A 16,163-nucleotide genomic window follows, 5' to 3' on the forward strand; every position below is an offset into this window, starting at 1 on the left:
GTTATATTGTAACTTTTAATTTTTCTCAATAACGGACAAGGAGCGCATTTTGGCGAGGCATTTTGGCAAACTGGCGGTGGCGCTGGCCGCACTGTTTATCAGCGGGCAGGCGTTTGCCCACGGGCATCATTCACATGGCAAGCCGCTGACGGAGGTGGAAAAAAAAGCGGAGGCGGGCGTGTTCGACGATAAGGACGTCAAAGATCGCAATCTGGCGGATTGGGAGGGCGTCTGGCAATCCGTGTATCCTTATCTGCTCAATGGGGATCTTGACCCGGTGTTCAAGAAGAAAGCGGCAAAGGATAAGAGCAAGACCTTCGAGGAAGTAAAAGCGTATTACCGAAAAGGGTATGCTACCGATGTGGATACCATCGGCATTGAAAACGGCGTCATGGAGTTTCATCGCGGCGACCAATCCAGCGCCTGTCAGTATAAGTACGCCGGGCATAAGATCCTGACGTATGTCTCTGGTAAGAAGGGCGTGCGTTATCTGTTCGAATGCCAGGATGCCGGCAGCCTGGCGCCGAAATTCGTGCAGTTCAGCGATCATATTATCGGCCCGCGCAAATCGGCGCATTTCCATATCTTTATGGGCAACACGTCGCAGGAAGCGTTGCTGAAAGAAATGGACAACTGGCCGACTTATTACCCATTCCAACTGCAGACCAAAGAAGTCGTGGACGAGATGCTGCATCATTGATGCCACTCGCTCACGTCACCACAAGCCCGCTTATGTGGGCTTGTGCTCAGTCAAACGGTCTGATTTGCAGGTAATCGTCCGTCACTGCCATTTCAAACAGCGTTTCATCCGCCAACAGGGTCGCCCGCATTCGCTCCCGGGCTTGCCGGTAGCGTTCATCCAACTGAATATCACCGGCGTTTTCCCATGCGGCTCGGCTTGGCCATTGCGCATAGCCGATAAACTTCCCGCTCATATCTCGATGCAGGCGCGAGCCGAGGCTGCCGCGCTGCAGATAGATCCCTTGGGTCAACTCAAGCCAGGCCAGACGAAAGGCATGTTCGTGCCCGGTTTTGACTGAGAACCGGTAGATGGCGATGAACATAAGGGGTCTCCAGAAAAGCGACAGTGTGAACTTTAGGATCTGCTTCTGGCTTCAACGTTCATATCGTGCTGCCGCGTTCAACATAAACGGGCGGGGCTAAGGGCTCGGCTGTTTTAATCCAGTAGTGAAAACAAGGTTAATTTTTTGCCGAAATTTTACGCGTTTTTTCTGCTGCGGGGAGAGGGGATTCATTTTGTCTGTTATGTTGGTATTTTTTATTTTATCGGTTTTTTATTCTGTCTATGTGTTGGCTGGTGTTTTTATATTCTGTTAAATCTATGTTGCTTATTACGCCTTTTTTGACTGCTGTCATTGATAGCGTTGCTATCGATTCAGCGACGGTCTGACGCTATAATCCCTTCTAAACCGCATCTTATCGCTATTTACGAGCGGCTATTGCAAATGCTCGGCTCATCGACGATAAATTAATTGTGAATATTGTCACGTTTGATGACGAAGTTGTTGGACGGATTTTTTCACTGAGTTAATTTCCTGTGAGCAGAAGATTATGCTTTGTGAAGCCTTGGGCTGGAGTCAGCGATGCGAGTGGTAATTTTAGGTAGTGGAGTGGTGGGCGTAGCCAGTGCCTGGTATTTGGCGAAGGCAGGGCATGAGGTGACGGTGATCGATCGTCAGCCTGGCCCGGCACTGGAAACCAGCGCGGCGAACGCCGGGCAGATTTCACCGGGTTATGCCGCACCCTGGGCGGCACCGGGCGTGCCGTTGAAGGCCATCAAGTGGATGTTCCAGCGCCATGCGCCGTTGGCGATCCGCCTCGACGGCAGCAGCTTCCAGTTGAACTGGATGTGGCAGATGCTGAAAAACTGCAACACCGAACACTACATGACCAACAAAGGCCGCATGGTGCGCCTGGCGGAATACAGCCGCGATTGTATCAAGGCGCTGCGTCAGGAGACCGGCATCCAGTACGAAGGTCGCCAGGGCGGCACGCTGCAGCTGTTCCGCACCCAACAACAGTTCGAAAACGCAGCGAAAGACATTGCGGTATTGGAAGATGCCGGTGTGCCTTACAGATTGCTGGAAGCCGGCCAACTCGGCAGCGTCGAGCCGGCGCTGGCACAGGTGGCGCACAAGCTGACCGGCGGCCTGCAACTGCCGAACGACGAAACCGGCGATTGTCAGCTGTTTACGCAGCAGCTGGCGAAAATGGCGCAGCAGGCGGGCGTAACCTTCCTGTTCAACCGCAGCGTTGACCGCCTGCTGGTTGAGGGCGACAAGATCGCCGGCGTGCAGTGCGGCGAGGACGTGTTTAAAGCCGACAGCTACGTGGTGGCGTTCGGTTCGTATTCCACGGCGCTGCTGCGCGGCCTGGTTTCTATCCCGGTTTATCCGCTGAAGGGCTATTCGCTGACCATTCCGATCACCGATGAAGCGGCGGCGCCGTTCTCCACGGTGTTGGACGAGACGTACAAAATCGCCATCACCCGTTTCGATCAGCGCATCCGCGTCGGCGGCATGGCGGAGATCGTCGGTTTCAATACGCAGTTGGAGCAAAAACGGCGCGAAACGCTGGAGATGGTGGTGCGCGATCTCTACCCGAACGGCGGCAGAGTGGAAGACGCGACGTTCTGGACCGGCCTGCGGCCGATGACGCCGGACGGTACGCCCATTGTCGGCCGCACTTCGCTGAAGAACCTGTATCTCAATACCGGGCATGGCACGTTGGGCTGGACGATGGCCTGCGGTTCCGGGCAGTTGTTGTCCGATCTGATGTCCGGCATTACGCCGGCGATCCCTTCCGATGATCTGGCGGTGGCGCGTTACAGCGCCGGGTTTCGCCAGCAACACGCGGTTCCGCTGAACGACGTGCATCCCGCGCGTTAATCGTCGACGCTGTCATAGACTTTCCCGGCCACGCGCAGGCGCGCGTGGCCGCTGTACGCTGCCCCAAGGAGAAGCGATGCCCCGTCCGATAACCGCCACGATGCATCTTGGCGCAATTGAAAATAACCTGCAGGTGGTGCGCCGTTTCGCCCCCGGCGCCAAAGTCTGGGCGGTGGTCAAGGCCAACGCCTATGGCCACGGCATCAAACACGTTTGGCGTAGCATGGCGCAAACCGACGGCTTCGCCATGCTGGATCTGGCCGAAGCGGTGCTGCTGCGTGAGTCGGGTTGGCAAGGGCCGATTCTTCTGCTGGAAGGTTTCTTCCAGCCGCAGGATTTGGCGTTGCTCGATCGTTATCGCCTGACGACGGCGGTGCACAGCGACTGGCAGCTGGCGGCGATCGCCGATGCCACGCTGAGCGCGCCGCTCAATGTCTATCTGAAAGTGAACAGCGGCATGAATCGGCTGGGGTTCGCACCCGAGCGGCTGCACGAGGTGTGGCGCAGGGCGCAGGCGATTGCCAACATCGGCGAGCTTACGCTGATGAGCCATTTCGCCACCGCCGACGGCCCGGAAGGCGTGACTCAGCAGATGGCTACCATCGAGGCGGCCGCTGCCGATATCCCGCTGCCGCGCTGCCTGGCCAACTCGGCCGCCACGCTGTGGCATCCTTCGACCCACGGCAGTTGGGTACGCCCAGGGATCATTCTGTATGGCGCTTCGCCGAGTGGGTGCTGGAATGACGTTGCGGCGACGGGGTTGCAGCCGGCGATGACGCTGAGCAGCGAGATCATCGGCATTCAGCAGCTGAAGTCTGGCGATCGCGTGGGTTACGGCGGCCGTTACAGCGCCGCCGGCGCGCAGCGTATTGGCGTGGTGGCCTGCGGTTACGCCGACGGCTATCCGCGTCATGCGCCGACCGGCACGCCGGTATGGGTTGACGGCGTGCTGACGCGCACCCTGGGAACGGTATCGATGGATATGCTGGCGGTGGATCTGACGCCCTGTCCGCAAGTCGAGCTGGGCGCCGAAGTGGAGCTGTGGGGGAAACGCCTGCCGGTGGACGAGGTGGCCACGGCGGCAGGGACGTTGGGCTATGAGCTGCTGTCGGCGTTAGCGGCGCGGGTGCCGGTCGCCATTGAAGCCTGAGCCGCGGCTCAGGCGACTTTTCTGATCTGCCCTTTAATCTGCTTGCTGAGCCGCCGCGCGTGCAGCGCCAGCAGGCAGCCTGCCAGCATCACCAGCGCCAGCGACAGCTTCGGTTGCAGCGGCAACGCCATCGCCACCAGACCCAGCGCGGCACCGCCCGCCATCTGCACGAAACCGACCAGCGCGGACGCGACGCCGGCCTCATTGGAATACGGTTCCAGCGCGTAGCTGGTGGCCGGGCCCATCACGAACGCCAACCCGGCGCAGGCGCTGGCGACCGGCAACATGTATGCCAGCCAGTGCGCTTGCGCCGTCGCGGGCAGCAGCATAACGCCCAGCAGCAGGCCCAGACAGCCCAGCCCCATCAACATGCCGCCGGTCGCCAGACAAACCGGGCGGCCGACCTTGTGGATGATGCGGTTGGCGAAGAAGCTGACCAGCATGATCCAGAAACCGTTGGCGCCGAACACCAGCGAGAATTGCAGCGGGGTCAGGCCGGCGGTGCCCATCAGCACGTTCGGCGCCAGAGAAACGTAGGTCAGCGCCATGCCCATCGCCCCGGAGTTCACCACCGCAAAGGAGAGGAAACGGCGATCGCTGAGGATGCGCGCGTATTGGCGCACCGGCAGCCCTTTGACCGGCACGGTGTCGGCAGGGCGAGTTTCCGGCAGGCGCAGCGCGATCAGCACCAACACCAGCAGCGCGTAGCCGACCAGGAACCAGAAGGGGGCGCGCCAGCCGAAGGCTTCGGCGAGCAGGCCGCCGAGCAGCGGCGCCAGCGCCGGGATGATGTTCAGCGTGCCGTTGAGAAAGCCGAAAGCGCGGGCGGCATCGTCGCCATTCAGGCGATCGCGCACGCCGCTGAAGGCGACGACGGCGGTACAGCAAACCGCCACCCCTTGCAGCAGACGCGAAGCGATGAAAATCGTCGGGCTGGTGGCCAGCGCCGCCATCGCGGCGCCGATCATGTAGAGGATAATGCCGGCCAGCGCCACCGGCTTGCGGCCATAGTTATCCACCAGCGGCCCGGCGATGACCTGGCCGAGGCCAAGCACCAGAATAAACAGTGAAATGGTGGATTGGATCAGCGCTTCGCTGCTGCCCAGGCCGACGGCAATGGCGGGAATGGTCGGCAGGTAAAGATCGATGCCTAATGGGCCGAGCAGCACCAGGCTGAGAAGCATAAACAGAAACTTTTGCATAACAGGAAAGGCACGTCCAAGTGACAAAGAGGGCTAGAGTAGAGACTCTGGCGGCAAATGAAAAGGGGCAAAGCGGGTCAGCGCTGCGCCCCTTGGCGGTAATAGAGCGCCGAGACGGTATCGGCCACATAACGGGCCTGGTGGCGAGCATCATCCAGCGCGCGATGCGGCATACCTTCGAACGGGCGGGCTTTTTTCGGGTTAAAGCCGTGCAGTTCCGCCAGCGTGATCACCGTGCGCACGTCCTGGGTATCCCAGAATTTCCACGGGCAGGGCATTTCCAATTGCTGGAAGGCGTGTTCGAGGATCGCGCAGTCGAACTCTTTGCCGTTGCCCCAGACTTTCACCGTGTCTGTGCTGTTCATATGGATAAAGCGGCTGAGGCTGCTCAGCACGCGTTTCAGGCTCTCGGTGCCGCTGAAGGCCTGTTTGCGGGCCTCATCGGACTGTTTCGCCCACCAGGCGACCGTATCCAGGCTAATGGTACGGCCCGGCTGGTCTTTCTGGCTGCTGACGGCGGCTTCGAATTCGGCGCCCAGCTCCCCGGTTCGGGGATCGAAAAACACCGCCGCCACCACCAGAATGACGGCGCTGGGTTTTATATCCAAGGTTTCAATGTCTAACATCAGATGGTGCATCGGCGTATCCGGCGGTTGCGTGGTGGCTTAATGTTACTACAGAACGTGCGCCGATGAGGGCTGTGTGCGCATGAAATCCTTTTAAAGCGCCGCGTTCAGGTTATGATATTCGGGATACTCTTGTCAGGTTGGTCGCTATCGGTGAGAACGCTTATCTTTATTCTGTGCATGGTCGGCTACTTGCTGCTGCTGGGCTACCTTGGCATGTTCGTCACGGACAAGATCTGTGAGAAGGCGGGTAACTACACTAAAATCTGCCGTATCGTAGACATTTCCGAACCGCACATCCCCTAATAGCCCCCTGTTTATCCCAGATAGTCGGTGGTAATCAGCGGCGTCAGGATGGCCGCCAGCGCCGTGAGCGCTCCCCATTGCCGCCAGCCCAGCCTCGCCAGCCAGTCATGCCGCTGCGGCGGCGTGGCCAGTTGCCCGACGGCCACGGCGCCGGTAAGCAGCAGCGTCAGAATCAGCAGCACCAGGCCACGGCTCACCAGCGTGAACTCAACATGCAGCACATTGGCGTAATACAGGCGCATCAGAATAAAATAGCTGAGCAAGACCCAGGCGAAAACGACGTTCTTCTTGAGCACCTGTTGCAGCATCAGCGCGAGGAACAGGCTGTGAAACAGCGACAGCAGCGGGGCCTCGATCGGATGCCGAACGCAGACGTTGTAGACCGCCATGTAAATGTTGAAAACCAGCAGGCTATAGATCACGTAAATATACCAGCCGTAGATGACCTTGAGCTTTTTCGGGTTCGGCGGCAGAGAGAGTGCGTCCGGTTTCATTAATGCCTCCTGATGATGCCATGCGAACGCTGCGGTTGAAGGCGGCGCGGCGACATCGTAATTTAAAATCCACAGGGTATATATCACCCGAGCGCTAAATGACAATTAAACGCCGGATCGGCTTTATTTCCGCGTTTGCCTGGAACTCTTTTGCGCTTGCGGGGTCGATTGGCGTGTGAACGCTTGGCGGTGTTCGCACCACAATGGAAGACGTAATGCATTGATATGAAAGATTATAAAAACACTTCGGGCACAAAAATCCTGCTGCTGTTCAGCCTGGCGTTTTATACGTTGTTGCCGCCGTTGTTGACGGCGGCCGTGTTTGACCGTTTCAATCTTAACCCGTTTGCGATCGTTAAATTTTTCCACTTTAACCCGTTTTCAGCCGATCGGGGCATACCCGGTTATCAGACTTTCTTCTACTTGCTGATGTTATGGTTGGGGTTGAATATTTTTCTCTGGCTGCTGGTGTGGGGCGCAGGGCGGCTGTATCAACGCTGGCGTGCGCCGCGCGGCTGATATTTTTCCAGGAGGGAAGAGTTACGCAGGGAAATGACTTTACACTCAATAATGAGACGTATTATCATTTGAATCGCCGGTGAGGGGAAAAGGGTTGTCTCCTTCTGTGCCCCCCGATCCGGCACGACATTGCTCACATTGCTTCCAGTTTTCATGCCAGCCTTGCGCTGGCGTTTTTTTATCCCGCGCCAAAAATCCACTGCGCCGGTGGTCGGCCTCTTTTCATTAGCATGCCTGTTAAAAACCCACGCGAGGTATTGGGGGCGTCAGAACAGCGAAAACAGCAACACCACCGGCAGGCTTAACGGCCAGGTTAACCCGATGGTCAGTGCGCTGATACAGCGAATTTTGACGGTGTCCCGGCTAACCAGGTAGGTGAAAATCATAGAAACTAACAGGCCGATAAAATAACAGTATTGCGTTGCAACCCACAGCGACGACATGAAACCCGATCCCAGTTGTATTTTTACGCGCGAATTCTAGGAGCTTGGCGGGTGATAATCAATGACTAAAGGCCGTTTATTCAAACCTTTATCCATAAGGATGCATAATTTATTTCTATAAAGAACGTAGGGTTATTAACGGTCTTACGTTTATTACCAAAAGAAATCAACAGCATAGTTACCGGTAACATTTCGCGTCAGGCAAACCCTTTTTCTGGAGGTGACTCCCCTAAGCAGTAAAAGAGCCGGTGAAGGGGGGAACGCGATGGGGGTTATGACTCATAAAAATTAATGATGTATTGGCGGACGGACGGCTAAGGTGAGCTGGCGTGGGTTTGGCGGTACGTGAACCCTTCAGGTGCCGGTTTTAGCGCATCTGTCACGATGCGCCGCCAGCCGGCCAGGGAGGGGGATTGTGGACGTTGCGGGTTTAATGAATGTTAAGACCGTAGACGAACAGCCACGAAAACAGCAGCGCCAGCAGGCATGCCATAAAAACAATGGAGATCATTTCCTTCACAACTTCATTCCTTTTCCCGTTGGGCTAAATTTACTTCTCTTTGTTTTTGCGCGAAATTTTAGATCGACATGGGTAAAAATCCTAGTTTTAATCGTTTTTTTCTCCCCCCTTGCGGCGTAAGCCGCTTCGATAAGGCCGTGGCGACGCCGGAAAACCGGGAACGCTAACTCGTCGTCGCCATTGCTGAACGCCTGAGGCTGACTATAGAAAATGGGGACTGCGTGGCGCCGAAGGCAGCCACGCGCCTCCCTTAAGGGGAGCCATTCATCTGTCTACGGCGCAGTCTATGAGATGAAGGAGTCGGCAATGAGCACGCAACCCATTATCGTGCTGGTACGCTGATTCTGGGACGGCGTCGCGCAGGGGATATTCGGCGATTCATTCGGTGGAAATGCGTTGACCTCGCTGGTTTCCACGCCGATGAGGTGGCGGGTTTGATTGATGAGGCGGCCGGCGCGAAATACAGCAAGGGCAGAAAGGGTTTTCGGACTAAAAGATGACATTCTGCGGCAGGCTATCCCTTCGCTGATATCGCTATCGATATTAATAATCAACAGCATCATCGACACGCGGCGGCGGCAATAATGGCGTAGATGCCTGCCTTACGTATATCGCCTTAGCGTCCGTTAACGCCGATCATTTCTATGGCTGCACGATGCAACCGCTGAAAATAATCATCGGGCTGTTTTTCTATCTCCTGGATAAGGCTGGCGAGCAGGTTCTGTTTGGTTATCGGCTTGTTGGCGGTCAGCACCAGCAGCACGTTTTTGCCGAGCAGGCAGCATATTTGCTTATGGTATTCATCAACATCGTGCTTGTTGAGGCCATAGAGGGTGTAATCGATCATGATGTCTAACCTGCTGACAGGTAAATGCCCGCCGCAGCGGGCTGAGAAGCCATAGAAAAATAAAATGAGGCAAATTTCGCTTAGGAAGAGACTTAAGCGACGGGGTAACGATAACTGAATGGGAATATTCCTATCAAGCCGTGTGGGCACAGAGGCGAATGTTTAGGAATAACCTCAGAAGAACAAATAATAGAGACGGCCGTTCTGGGGAATCTGACTTATTATTGATATTGCCATTGCCTAAAAATCAAACATAGGTGATGTAAATATATAATGCGAAAAAGAAACAGCCGGAAAACGGCGTTTTCCGGCTGTGGTGACATTCACGCGACGTTATTCACACGGTCTGTTTGCGAAACAGTTCGCGGAATACCGGATAGATATCGTCCGGTTCTCGGATATGCTGCATGGCGAAGTTATCGAATCTTGCCTGCAGATCCTCATATTCGCGCCACAGCGTTTGATGAGCGCGGCGAGTGATTTCTATGTAGCTGTAATAACGCACCATCGGCAGGATCTTTTTCGCCAACAGCTCATGGCACAGCGGTGAGTCGTCGGCCCAGTTGTCGCCGTCCGACGCTTGCGCGGCGTAGATATTCCATTGCGCCGGGTCATAACGCTCTTCGACCACGTCGTTCATCAACTTCAGCGCGCTGGAGACGATGGTGCCGCCGGTTTCCTGCGAATAGAAGAACTCCTGTTCGTCCACCTCTTTCGCCTGGGTGTGATGGCGAATATAGACCACCTCGACGTTCTTGTAGGTTCGGCTCAGGAACAGATAAAGCAGAATGTAAAAGCGCTTGGCCATGTCTTTGGTCGCCTGATCCATTGAACCGGACACGTCCATCAGGCAGAACATCACCGCCTGGCTGGAAGGCTCCGGCCGGCGCTCATAGTTTTTGTAGCGCAGGTCGAAGGTATCGATAAACGGCACGCTTTCGATTTTCTTGCGCAGTTCGGCAATTTCCTTGCGCAGCCGCTCCTCTTCCAGCAATTGCACCGGTTCGGTGTTTTCCAGCTGGGTCAGCGCGTCTTCCAGCTCGTGCAACGCGCGTCTTTTACCGGCGGTCATGGCGGTACGTCGCGCCAACGAGTTCTGCAGCGAACGCACGACGCTGATGTTGGCCGGCACGCCGTTGGCGGTATAGCCGGCGCGATGGGTTTTGAACTCGGTCAGCTGCTTGTACTGATTCTTTTTCAGGTTGGGCAGGGCGAGATCCTCGAACAGCAGATCGAGGTACTCGTCTTTGGAGATCTGGAAGACGAATTCATCCTGGCCTTCACCGTCCTGGCTGGCGTTGCCCTGGCCGCCGCCACCGCCTGCGCCGCCCTGAGGCCGCTCAACGCGATCGTTCTGCACGAAGTGGTCATTGCCCGGGTGAACGCGATGGCGAGTGCCGCCGCGCCCCTGATGAAACATCGGTTCGTTGATATCGTCAGTGGGGATGGAGACCGACTCCCCGCTGTCTACGTCGGTGACCGAACGCTTGTTGATGGCTTCGGCAATCGACTGTTTGATTTGCGACTTATAACGGCGCAAGAAGCGCTGGCGGTTCACCATGCTCTTGTTTTTGCCGTTCAGCCGCCGGTCAATGAAATAGGCCATACTTCCCCCAAACGACGTTGCCAACTCTTCATGTCCCGGCCGCGACAGCGCAATGTGCCAGCCCCTCCCTGGGCTGCGCTGCAACGTCCATGACTGTGGACATGGCCCTGATAATGCCGCTTACCTGAGGCGTTATGAGGATTTTCTGACCCGCAGATACCATTCACACAGCAGGCGCACCTGCTTGCGGGTATAGCCTTTCTCCATCATGCGGTCGACGAAGTCGTCGTGTTTCTTCTGCTCGTCCGTCGATGTTTTGGCGTTAAACGAAATGACCGGCAACAGTTCTTCGGTATTGGAGAACATTTTCTTCTCGATCACGGTGCGCAGCTTCTCGTAGCTGGTCCAGTTCGGATTACGGCCGTTGTTGTTGGCGCGGGCGCGCAGCACGAAGTTCACGATTTCGTTACGGAAATCTTTCGGGTTGCTGATGCCGGCCGGTTTCTCGATTTTCTCCAGTTCGGCGTTCAACGACTCGCGGTCGAACAACTGACCGGTGTCGGGATCGCGATACTCCTGATCCTGGATCCAGAAGTCCGCGTAGGTCACGTAACGGTCAAAAATGTTCTGCCCGTATTCCGAGTAGGATTCCAGATAGGCGGTCTGGATCTCTTTGCCGATAAATTCGGCGTATTTCGGGATCAGATAGCCTTTCAGGTGCTCCAGGTATTTCTCTGCCAAATCCTGCGGGAACTGCTCGCGTTCGATCTGCTGTTCCAGTACATAGAACAGGTGTACCGGGTTGGCCGCCACCTCGGCGTGATCGAAGTTGAATACCCGCGAGAGGATTTTAAAGGCGAAACGGGTGGAGAGGCCGTTCATGCCTTCGTCAACCCCGGCGTAGTCGCGGTACTCCTGATAGGACTTGGCTTTCGGATCGGTATCCTTGAGGCTTTCGCCGTCATACACGCGCATTTTCGAGTAAATGCTCGAGTTTTCCGGCTCTTTCAGCCGCGACAGCACGCTAAAGCGCGCCAGCGTTTCGAGGGTGCCCGGCGCGCAGGGCGCGTGGGTCAGCTCGCTGTGATCCAGCAGCTTGTCGTAAATCTTGATCTCTTCCGACACGCGCAGGCAGTAAGGCACCTTGACGATGTACACGCGGTCGAGGAACGCTTCGTTGTTCTTGTTGTTACGGAAGGTCACCCACTCGGATTCGTTGGAGTGCGCCAGAATGATGCCGTTGAACGGCAGGGCGGAGATGCCCTCGGTGCCGTTGTAGTTGCCTTCCTGGGTCGCCGTCAGCAGCGGGTGCAGCACCTTGATCGGCGCTTTGAACATCTCGACGAACTCCATAATCCCCTGGTTGGCGCGGCACAGGGCGCCGGAGTAGCCGTAGGCGTCCGGATCGTTCTGCGCATGGTTCTCCAGCTTACGGATGTCCACTTTACCGACCAGTGCCGAGATGTCCTGGTTGTTCTCATCGCCCGGTTCGGTTTTGGCGATGGCGATCTGCTCCAGGATGGAAGGGCGCACTTTGACGACTTTAAACTTGGTGATGTCGCCGCCGAACTCATGCAGGCGCTTCGCCGCCCACGGCGACATGATGGTGCCGAGATAGCGACTCGGGATGTTGAACTCTTTTTCCAGGATCGAGGCATCTTCCTGCGGGTTGAACAGGCACAGCGGATGATCGTTGACCGGGCTGCGTTCGCCGTTGGCGCTGAGGGTGTAGATGGGTACGCGCTGCATCAACGCCTTAAGACGCTCCGCCAGCGAGGATTTACCGCCGCCCACCGGGCCGAGCAGGTAAAGGATCTGTTTCTTCTCTTCCAGGCCCTGCGCGGCGTGTTTCAGGTAAGAGACGATCTGTTCGATGGCCTCTTCCATGCCGTAGAATTCTTCAAAGGCCGGATAGCGTGCGATCACGCGGTTGGAGAACAGGCGCGACAGGCGTGATTCTAGCGCAGTGTCGACCATCACAGGTTCACCGATAGCCATCAGCAGACGTTCGGCCGCGTTGGCATAGGCACTGCGATCTTGCCGGCAAATGGTAAGAAATTCCTGCAGTGTGAACTCTTCGTCCTTGGCAGCTTCGTAGCGCTGGCGATAGTGGTCAAATATGTTCATGATGCCCGTCCTTTCGTTATTAGCACAGGTTAAAGAGAGCGTGTGATAGTGTTCTGGCCCCCGGAAGATGAGAATACGCCTGAGTACAGCAACCCGTATGCCAACTTGGTGCGCTTATTATCGCGAGTTGCGCTGTTTGCCACTGGGCTCAGGATAAATTCACCTTCTGATTTAAGCTTAGTTTGCTTGCCGGAAAATTTCCTGCCGCAGAAAAAGCTTTTTTTAAGTCATATCAATGACTCAGTTATTACAGTGGAAGCCAAATGCCTTGTCTGGCGCGGCCTGCAGGATGAAACGTCATCGTTCCGCCATGATTAATTCATAATTCCGCTATAAGTTATTCGATCTTGGTCGTTTTCTATTGTAAAGATTAGGCGCGCAACTAAATTTTCACATAAACTATTGCGGCTATTAACCCTGTAATTTATGGAAAAAGAACCAGTGAAGATTTCAAAACTCAAAACGCTAGCAATTATCGCTTCCGCAATGGTTTGTGCGCAAAGTGCTCAGGCGGGAACCTGGTCACTCGGCGCCGGCGCGCTGGTTAGCCCGGACGCGTATCGCGGTTATCAGGATCGCGTATATCCGGTGCCCGTCATCGACTATGAAGGTGACGACTTCTACTTCCGTACTCTGACCGCCGGTTACTACCTGTGGAAAGATCAAGAAAACCAGCTGAGCATCATGGGTTACTACACGCCATGGGGCTACCGCCCTGGCGACAGCGATGACGATCGCATGAAGCGTCTCGACAAACGCCGCGGCACGCTGATGGCCGGCCTGGCTTATTCGCACCACGCGGAGTGGGGCACCCTCCGCACCACCTTCACCGGCGACACGTTGAACTACAGCAACGGGCTGGTGGGCGACGTGGCTTATCTGTACAAGTTTGATCTGGACGCGCTGACGCTGGTCCCGGGCGTAGGCGTGATGTGGAACAGCAAAAACCAGAACAAATATTACTACGGAGTTAGCGCCAATGAATCGCGCCGCAGCGGCCTGGACAGCTACACCCCAGGCGATAGCTGGGCGCCGTATCTCGAACTGAGCGCCAATTACCAGATCAACAAAAGCTGGAACGCCTTCTTCCTCGGCCGCTATGTGAAGTTGTCGGATGAAGTGAAAGACAGCCCGATGGTGGATAAATCCTACACCGGTTTGTTGATGACGGGTGTGAGCTACACCTTCTAATCACGCATTGCACGATTATCGTGCATGGCGTGCATCAAAAAGGGGCGCAGGCGCCCCTTTTGCACATCTGCAGTGCGCTGTCGCGCGCGGCGCCTCAGGCCTTCTTACGGCTGCGGAAGGTCACGCCCAAACGGGCGGGTTGCTCGCCGGCGGCGACCAGCGGTTTGCTGACGCGCCCGGTCTCGATGCAGACCATGGTCTTGTAACCGTCGTTCGGCATATCCCCCATGCTGCAGGAGAGCTCCACGCCGGGGTTCCAGGCGATGACGTCGCTCATATGATGGTGGTGAACCTCTATGGTGCGCGCGAGCGCCGGATCGCGGATCTGGCTGAAGGCCTCCGGGCGGGTATAGACGCGGTCGGTTTGGCCGACGAAGGTCACTTCGCCTTCCTGAAGCGCCTCTGCGCCGCCCGCCACCTTGTCGATATAAGGCTCGCCCAGGCCCGCCACGCTGACCCGATCGATGTCGCCGACCTGGAAGTAACTGTGCAGCGCCGCCGTGGCCTGATAATCGCCGTGCGATTCCAGTTCGATTTCGCACTCCGCACCCAGCTTGAAGCGGGCAATCAGCGTGAAGGCGTGCGGCCACAGTTTGCGGGTCTGCTCATTGTCTTTCAGCGTAAAGGTCAGGATGACGCCGTTGTCATCTTCATCGTGCGCCGTCAGGCTCCAGGGCTGGTTGCGGGCAAAACCGTGGGAGGGTTGCGCCACCGGGCCGAACCACGGCCAGCAGATCGGCACGCCGCCGCGGATGGCCTTGCCTTTGGCGAAGGGGGTATTGTTGCTGAGCCAAATCACCGGCTGCTCACCGCTGGGCTGCCAGGCCAGCAAATGGGCGCCCTGCAGCGCGACGGCCGCGCGCACTTTCGGATGCGACACCACAACCACGCCCAGCTCATCGAGTTGCCGCTGGCTGATGTATGGCGAAATCTGTTCGGAAACGGGCAGGGTGAAAATTTTCTCGTTCATTTCATGACCTATTGTTTGCCGGAGAGACAAATAAAAAAGGGCGACAAAAATGTCGCCCTCATTATCAGCTTAACATCATGCCATTACTTGGAGATGTGAGCGATCAGATCCAGAACCTTGTTGGAATAACCGGTTTCGTTGTCGTACCAGGAAACCAGTTTCACGAAGTTGTCGTTCAGTGCGATACCGGCTTTGGCATCGAACACGGAAGTCAGCACTTCGCCGTTGAAATCGGTGGAAACCACGTCGTCTTCAACATAGCCCAGAACGCCTTTCATAGAACCTTCAGCGGCGTCTTTGATGGCTTTCTTGATTTCTTCGTAGGTAGCCGCTTTTTCCAGACGCACGGTCAGGTCAACAACGGATACGTTTGGCGTCGGTACGCGGAACGCCATACCGGTCAGTTTGCCTTTCAGCTCTGGCAGAACAACGCCAACCGCTTTCGCTGCGCCGGTAGAAGAAGGGATGATGTTCTGGGATGCGCCGCGGCCGCCGCGCCAGTCTTTGTGGGACGGGCCATCAACGGTTTTCTGAGTGGCGGTGGTCGCGTGAACGGTGGTCATCAGGCCTTCAACGATACCGAAGTTGTCGTTGATGACTTTAGCCAGTGGCGCCAGGCAGTTGGTGGTGCAAGAGGCGTTGGACACGATGTCCTGGCCGGCATATTTATCAAAGTTGGCGCCGCGCACGAACATTGGGGTCGCATCTTTGGATGGGCCAGTCAGAACCACTTTTTTGGCGCCGGCGGTGATGTGCTTACGTGCGGTTTCGTCGGTCAGGAAGATACCGGTCGCTTCAGCAACCACGTCAACACCCACTTCGTTCCACTTCAGGTTAGCCGGGTCTTTCTCTGCGGTAACACGGATGGTTTTGCCGTTAACAACCAGGTGGCCGTCTTTAACTTCTACCGTACCGTTGAAACGGCCGTGAGTAGAGTCATACTTCAGCATGTAAGCCATGTACTCTGCGTCCAACAGGTCGTTGATTGCAACGATCTCGATGTCAGAACGTTCTTGAGCAGCACGGAAAACAATGCGACCGATACGGCCAAAACCGTTGATACCTACTTTGATAGTCATATATTCCACCAGCTATTTGTTAGTGAATAAAAGGTTGGTTGTAAAATTACAAAAACCTTACCCAGCGTCAAGCGGAATCGTGTCAATTCTTGCGGCAAGTCAAACCGGAAGGGTGGTTTTGCACGCTTATTGCACAGTCCATTTGCGCTCGGCCTCATCCGTTATATGGGGACAAGCCGCCAAGTATAAAGTCAGCATACGCAAGATGTGTGATCGCTATCACATATCATCGTG

Annotated in this window: 18 protein-coding genes; 7 read left to right on the plus strand and 11 right to left on the minus strand. The window is 56.2% G+C overall.

Going from position 1 to position 16,163, the window contains the following annotated elements; translation table 11 throughout:
- The first annotated feature begins 70 nt into the window (after positions 1 to 70).
- Positions 71 to 700, plus strand: a complete 630-nt coding sequence (zinT, locus tag ACF8MC_RS02125) for a metal-binding protein ZinT (protein ID WP_181423049.1) — start codon at positions 71 to 73, stop codon at positions 698 to 700.
- A 46-nt stretch (positions 701 to 746) separates the two neighbouring features.
- On the opposite strand, the gene ACF8MC_RS02130 is transcribed toward zinT, so the two are convergent.
- On the minus strand, positions 747 to 1,064 hold the full coding sequence (locus ACF8MC_RS02130; RefSeq protein WP_060418882.1) for an antibiotic biosynthesis monooxygenase: 318 nt from the start codon (positions 1,062 to 1,064) through the stop codon (positions 747 to 749).
- 540 nt (positions 1,065 to 1,604) lie between these two features.
- Here ACF8MC_RS02130 and ACF8MC_RS02135 point away from each other — a divergent pair.
- Both ACF8MC_RS02135 and dadX read left to right on the plus strand, forming a co-directional pair.
- A complete protein-coding gene (locus tag ACF8MC_RS02135) occupies positions 1,605 to 2,909 on the plus strand; it encodes a D-amino acid dehydrogenase (protein WP_074026446.1) in 1,305 nt (434 codons plus the stop codon).
- Between the two features lie 76 nt (positions 2,910 to 2,985).
- Positions 2,986 to 4,059 (plus strand): catabolic alanine racemase DadX, encoded by a 1,074-nt coding sequence (gene dadX, locus ACF8MC_RS02140; protein WP_103829582.1) that lies wholly within the window; start codon positions 2,986 to 2,988, stop codon positions 4,057 to 4,059.
- An 8-nt stretch (positions 4,060 to 4,067) separates the two neighbouring features.
- Here the strand turns inward: dadX and ACF8MC_RS02145 are convergent, their stop codons facing one another.
- Both ACF8MC_RS02145 and ACF8MC_RS02150 read right to left on the minus strand, forming a co-directional pair.
- Positions 4,068 to 5,261 carry a multidrug effflux MFS transporter gene (locus ACF8MC_RS02145; RefSeq protein WP_033647617.1) on the minus strand — a complete coding sequence of 398 codons (1,194 nt, stop codon included), beginning with the start codon at positions 5,259 to 5,261 and terminating at the stop codon, positions 4,068 to 4,070.
- A 77-nt stretch (positions 5,262 to 5,338) separates the two neighbouring features.
- The gene (locus ACF8MC_RS02150) at positions 5,339 to 5,899 is read right to left on the minus strand and encodes a 3'-5' exonuclease (protein ID WP_033634819.1); all 561 of its coding nucleotides are present in this window, start codon (positions 5,897 to 5,899) and stop codon (positions 5,339 to 5,341) included.
- A gap of 141 nt (positions 5,900 to 6,040) precedes the next feature.
- Between ACF8MC_RS02150 and ACF8MC_RS02155 the strand changes: the two genes are divergently transcribed.
- Positions 6,041 to 6,193, plus strand: coding sequence for a hypothetical protein (locus ACF8MC_RS02155; RefSeq protein ID WP_223479875.1), 153 nt, complete (start codon positions 6,041 to 6,043; stop codon positions 6,191 to 6,193).
- Between the two features lie 11 nt (positions 6,194 to 6,204).
- On the opposite strand, the gene ACF8MC_RS02160 is transcribed toward ACF8MC_RS02155, so the two are convergent.
- Complete coding sequence (locus ACF8MC_RS02160; RefSeq protein WP_033654383.1) at positions 6,205 to 6,687, minus strand: hypothetical protein; 483 nt, start codon at positions 6,685 to 6,687, stop codon at positions 6,205 to 6,207.
- Between the two features lie 225 nt (positions 6,688 to 6,912).
- On the opposite strand from ACF8MC_RS02160, the gene ACF8MC_RS02165 reads away from it, so the two are divergent.
- Positions 6,913 to 7,206: a hypothetical protein gene (locus ACF8MC_RS02165; RefSeq protein ID WP_033647615.1), complete on the plus strand. Its 294-nt coding sequence runs from the start codon at positions 6,913 to 6,915 to the stop codon at positions 7,204 to 7,206.
- 266 nt (positions 7,207 to 7,472) lie between these two features.
- On the opposite strand, the gene ACF8MC_RS02170 is transcribed toward ACF8MC_RS02165, so the two are convergent.
- The 5 genes from ACF8MC_RS02170 to yeaG form a co-directional block, all read right to left on the minus strand.
- Positions 7,473 to 7,649 carry a GhoT/OrtT family toxin gene (locus ACF8MC_RS02170; protein ID WP_033634815.1) on the minus strand — a complete coding sequence of 59 codons (177 nt, stop codon included), beginning with the start codon at positions 7,647 to 7,649 and terminating at the stop codon, positions 7,473 to 7,475.
- A gap of 804 nt (positions 7,650 to 8,453) precedes the next feature.
- A complete protein-coding gene (locus ACF8MC_RS02175; RefSeq protein ID WP_164104806.1) occupies positions 8,454 to 8,732 on the minus strand; it encodes a hypothetical protein in 279 nt (92 codons plus the stop codon).
- Positions 8,733 to 8,785: 53 nt separating this feature from the next.
- Entirely contained in the window at positions 8,786 to 9,016 is a 231-nt protein-coding gene (locus ACF8MC_RS02180; protein WP_004932237.1) for a hypothetical protein, read from the minus strand.
- Positions 9,017 to 9,353: 337 nt separating this feature from the next.
- Positions 9,354 to 10,622, minus strand: a complete 1,269-nt coding sequence (locus tag ACF8MC_RS02185) for a YeaH/YhbH family protein (RefSeq protein WP_033634813.1) — start codon at positions 10,620 to 10,622, stop codon at positions 9,354 to 9,356.
- Positions 10,623 to 10,754: 132 nt separating this feature from the next.
- Positions 10,755 to 12,689 (minus strand): protein kinase YeaG, encoded by a 1,935-nt coding sequence (yeaG, locus tag ACF8MC_RS02190; RefSeq protein ID WP_004932230.1) that lies wholly within the window; start codon positions 12,687 to 12,689, stop codon positions 10,755 to 10,757.
- Positions 12,690 to 12,731: 42 nt separating this feature from the next.
- Here yeaG and ACF8MC_RS02195 point away from each other — a divergent pair, with 42 nt between their 5' ends.
- Together ACF8MC_RS02195 and ACF8MC_RS02200 are read left to right on the plus strand one after the other, a co-directional pair.
- On the plus strand, positions 12,732 to 13,007 hold the full coding sequence (locus ACF8MC_RS02195; RefSeq protein WP_154067234.1) for a hypothetical protein: 276 nt from the start codon (positions 12,732 to 12,734) through the stop codon (positions 13,005 to 13,007).
- 108 nt (positions 13,008 to 13,115) lie between these two features.
- Positions 13,116 to 13,880, plus strand: coding sequence for a MipA/OmpV family protein (locus ACF8MC_RS02200; RefSeq protein ID WP_033647613.1), 765 nt, complete (start codon positions 13,116 to 13,118; stop codon positions 13,878 to 13,880).
- A gap of 94 nt (positions 13,881 to 13,974) precedes the next feature.
- Here the strand turns inward: ACF8MC_RS02200 and ACF8MC_RS02205 are convergent, their stop codons facing one another.
- Together ACF8MC_RS02205 and gapA are read right to left on the minus strand one after the other, a co-directional pair.
- Entirely contained in the window at positions 13,975 to 14,850 is an 876-nt protein-coding gene (locus tag ACF8MC_RS02205; protein WP_033634810.1) for a D-hexose-6-phosphate mutarotase, read from the minus strand.
- 83 nt (positions 14,851 to 14,933) lie between these two features.
- A complete protein-coding gene (gene gapA / locus ACF8MC_RS02210; protein ID WP_004932222.1) occupies positions 14,934 to 15,929 on the minus strand; it encodes a glyceraldehyde-3-phosphate dehydrogenase in 996 nt (331 codons plus the stop codon).
- Between the last annotated feature and the right edge of the window lie 234 nt (positions 15,930 to 16,163).

The organism is Serratia sp. LACPHL-BACT-2024-00286 (assembly GCF_043109535.1).
Lineage (GTDB): Bacteria > Pseudomonadota > Gammaproteobacteria > Enterobacterales > Enterobacteriaceae > Serratia > Serratia sarumanii.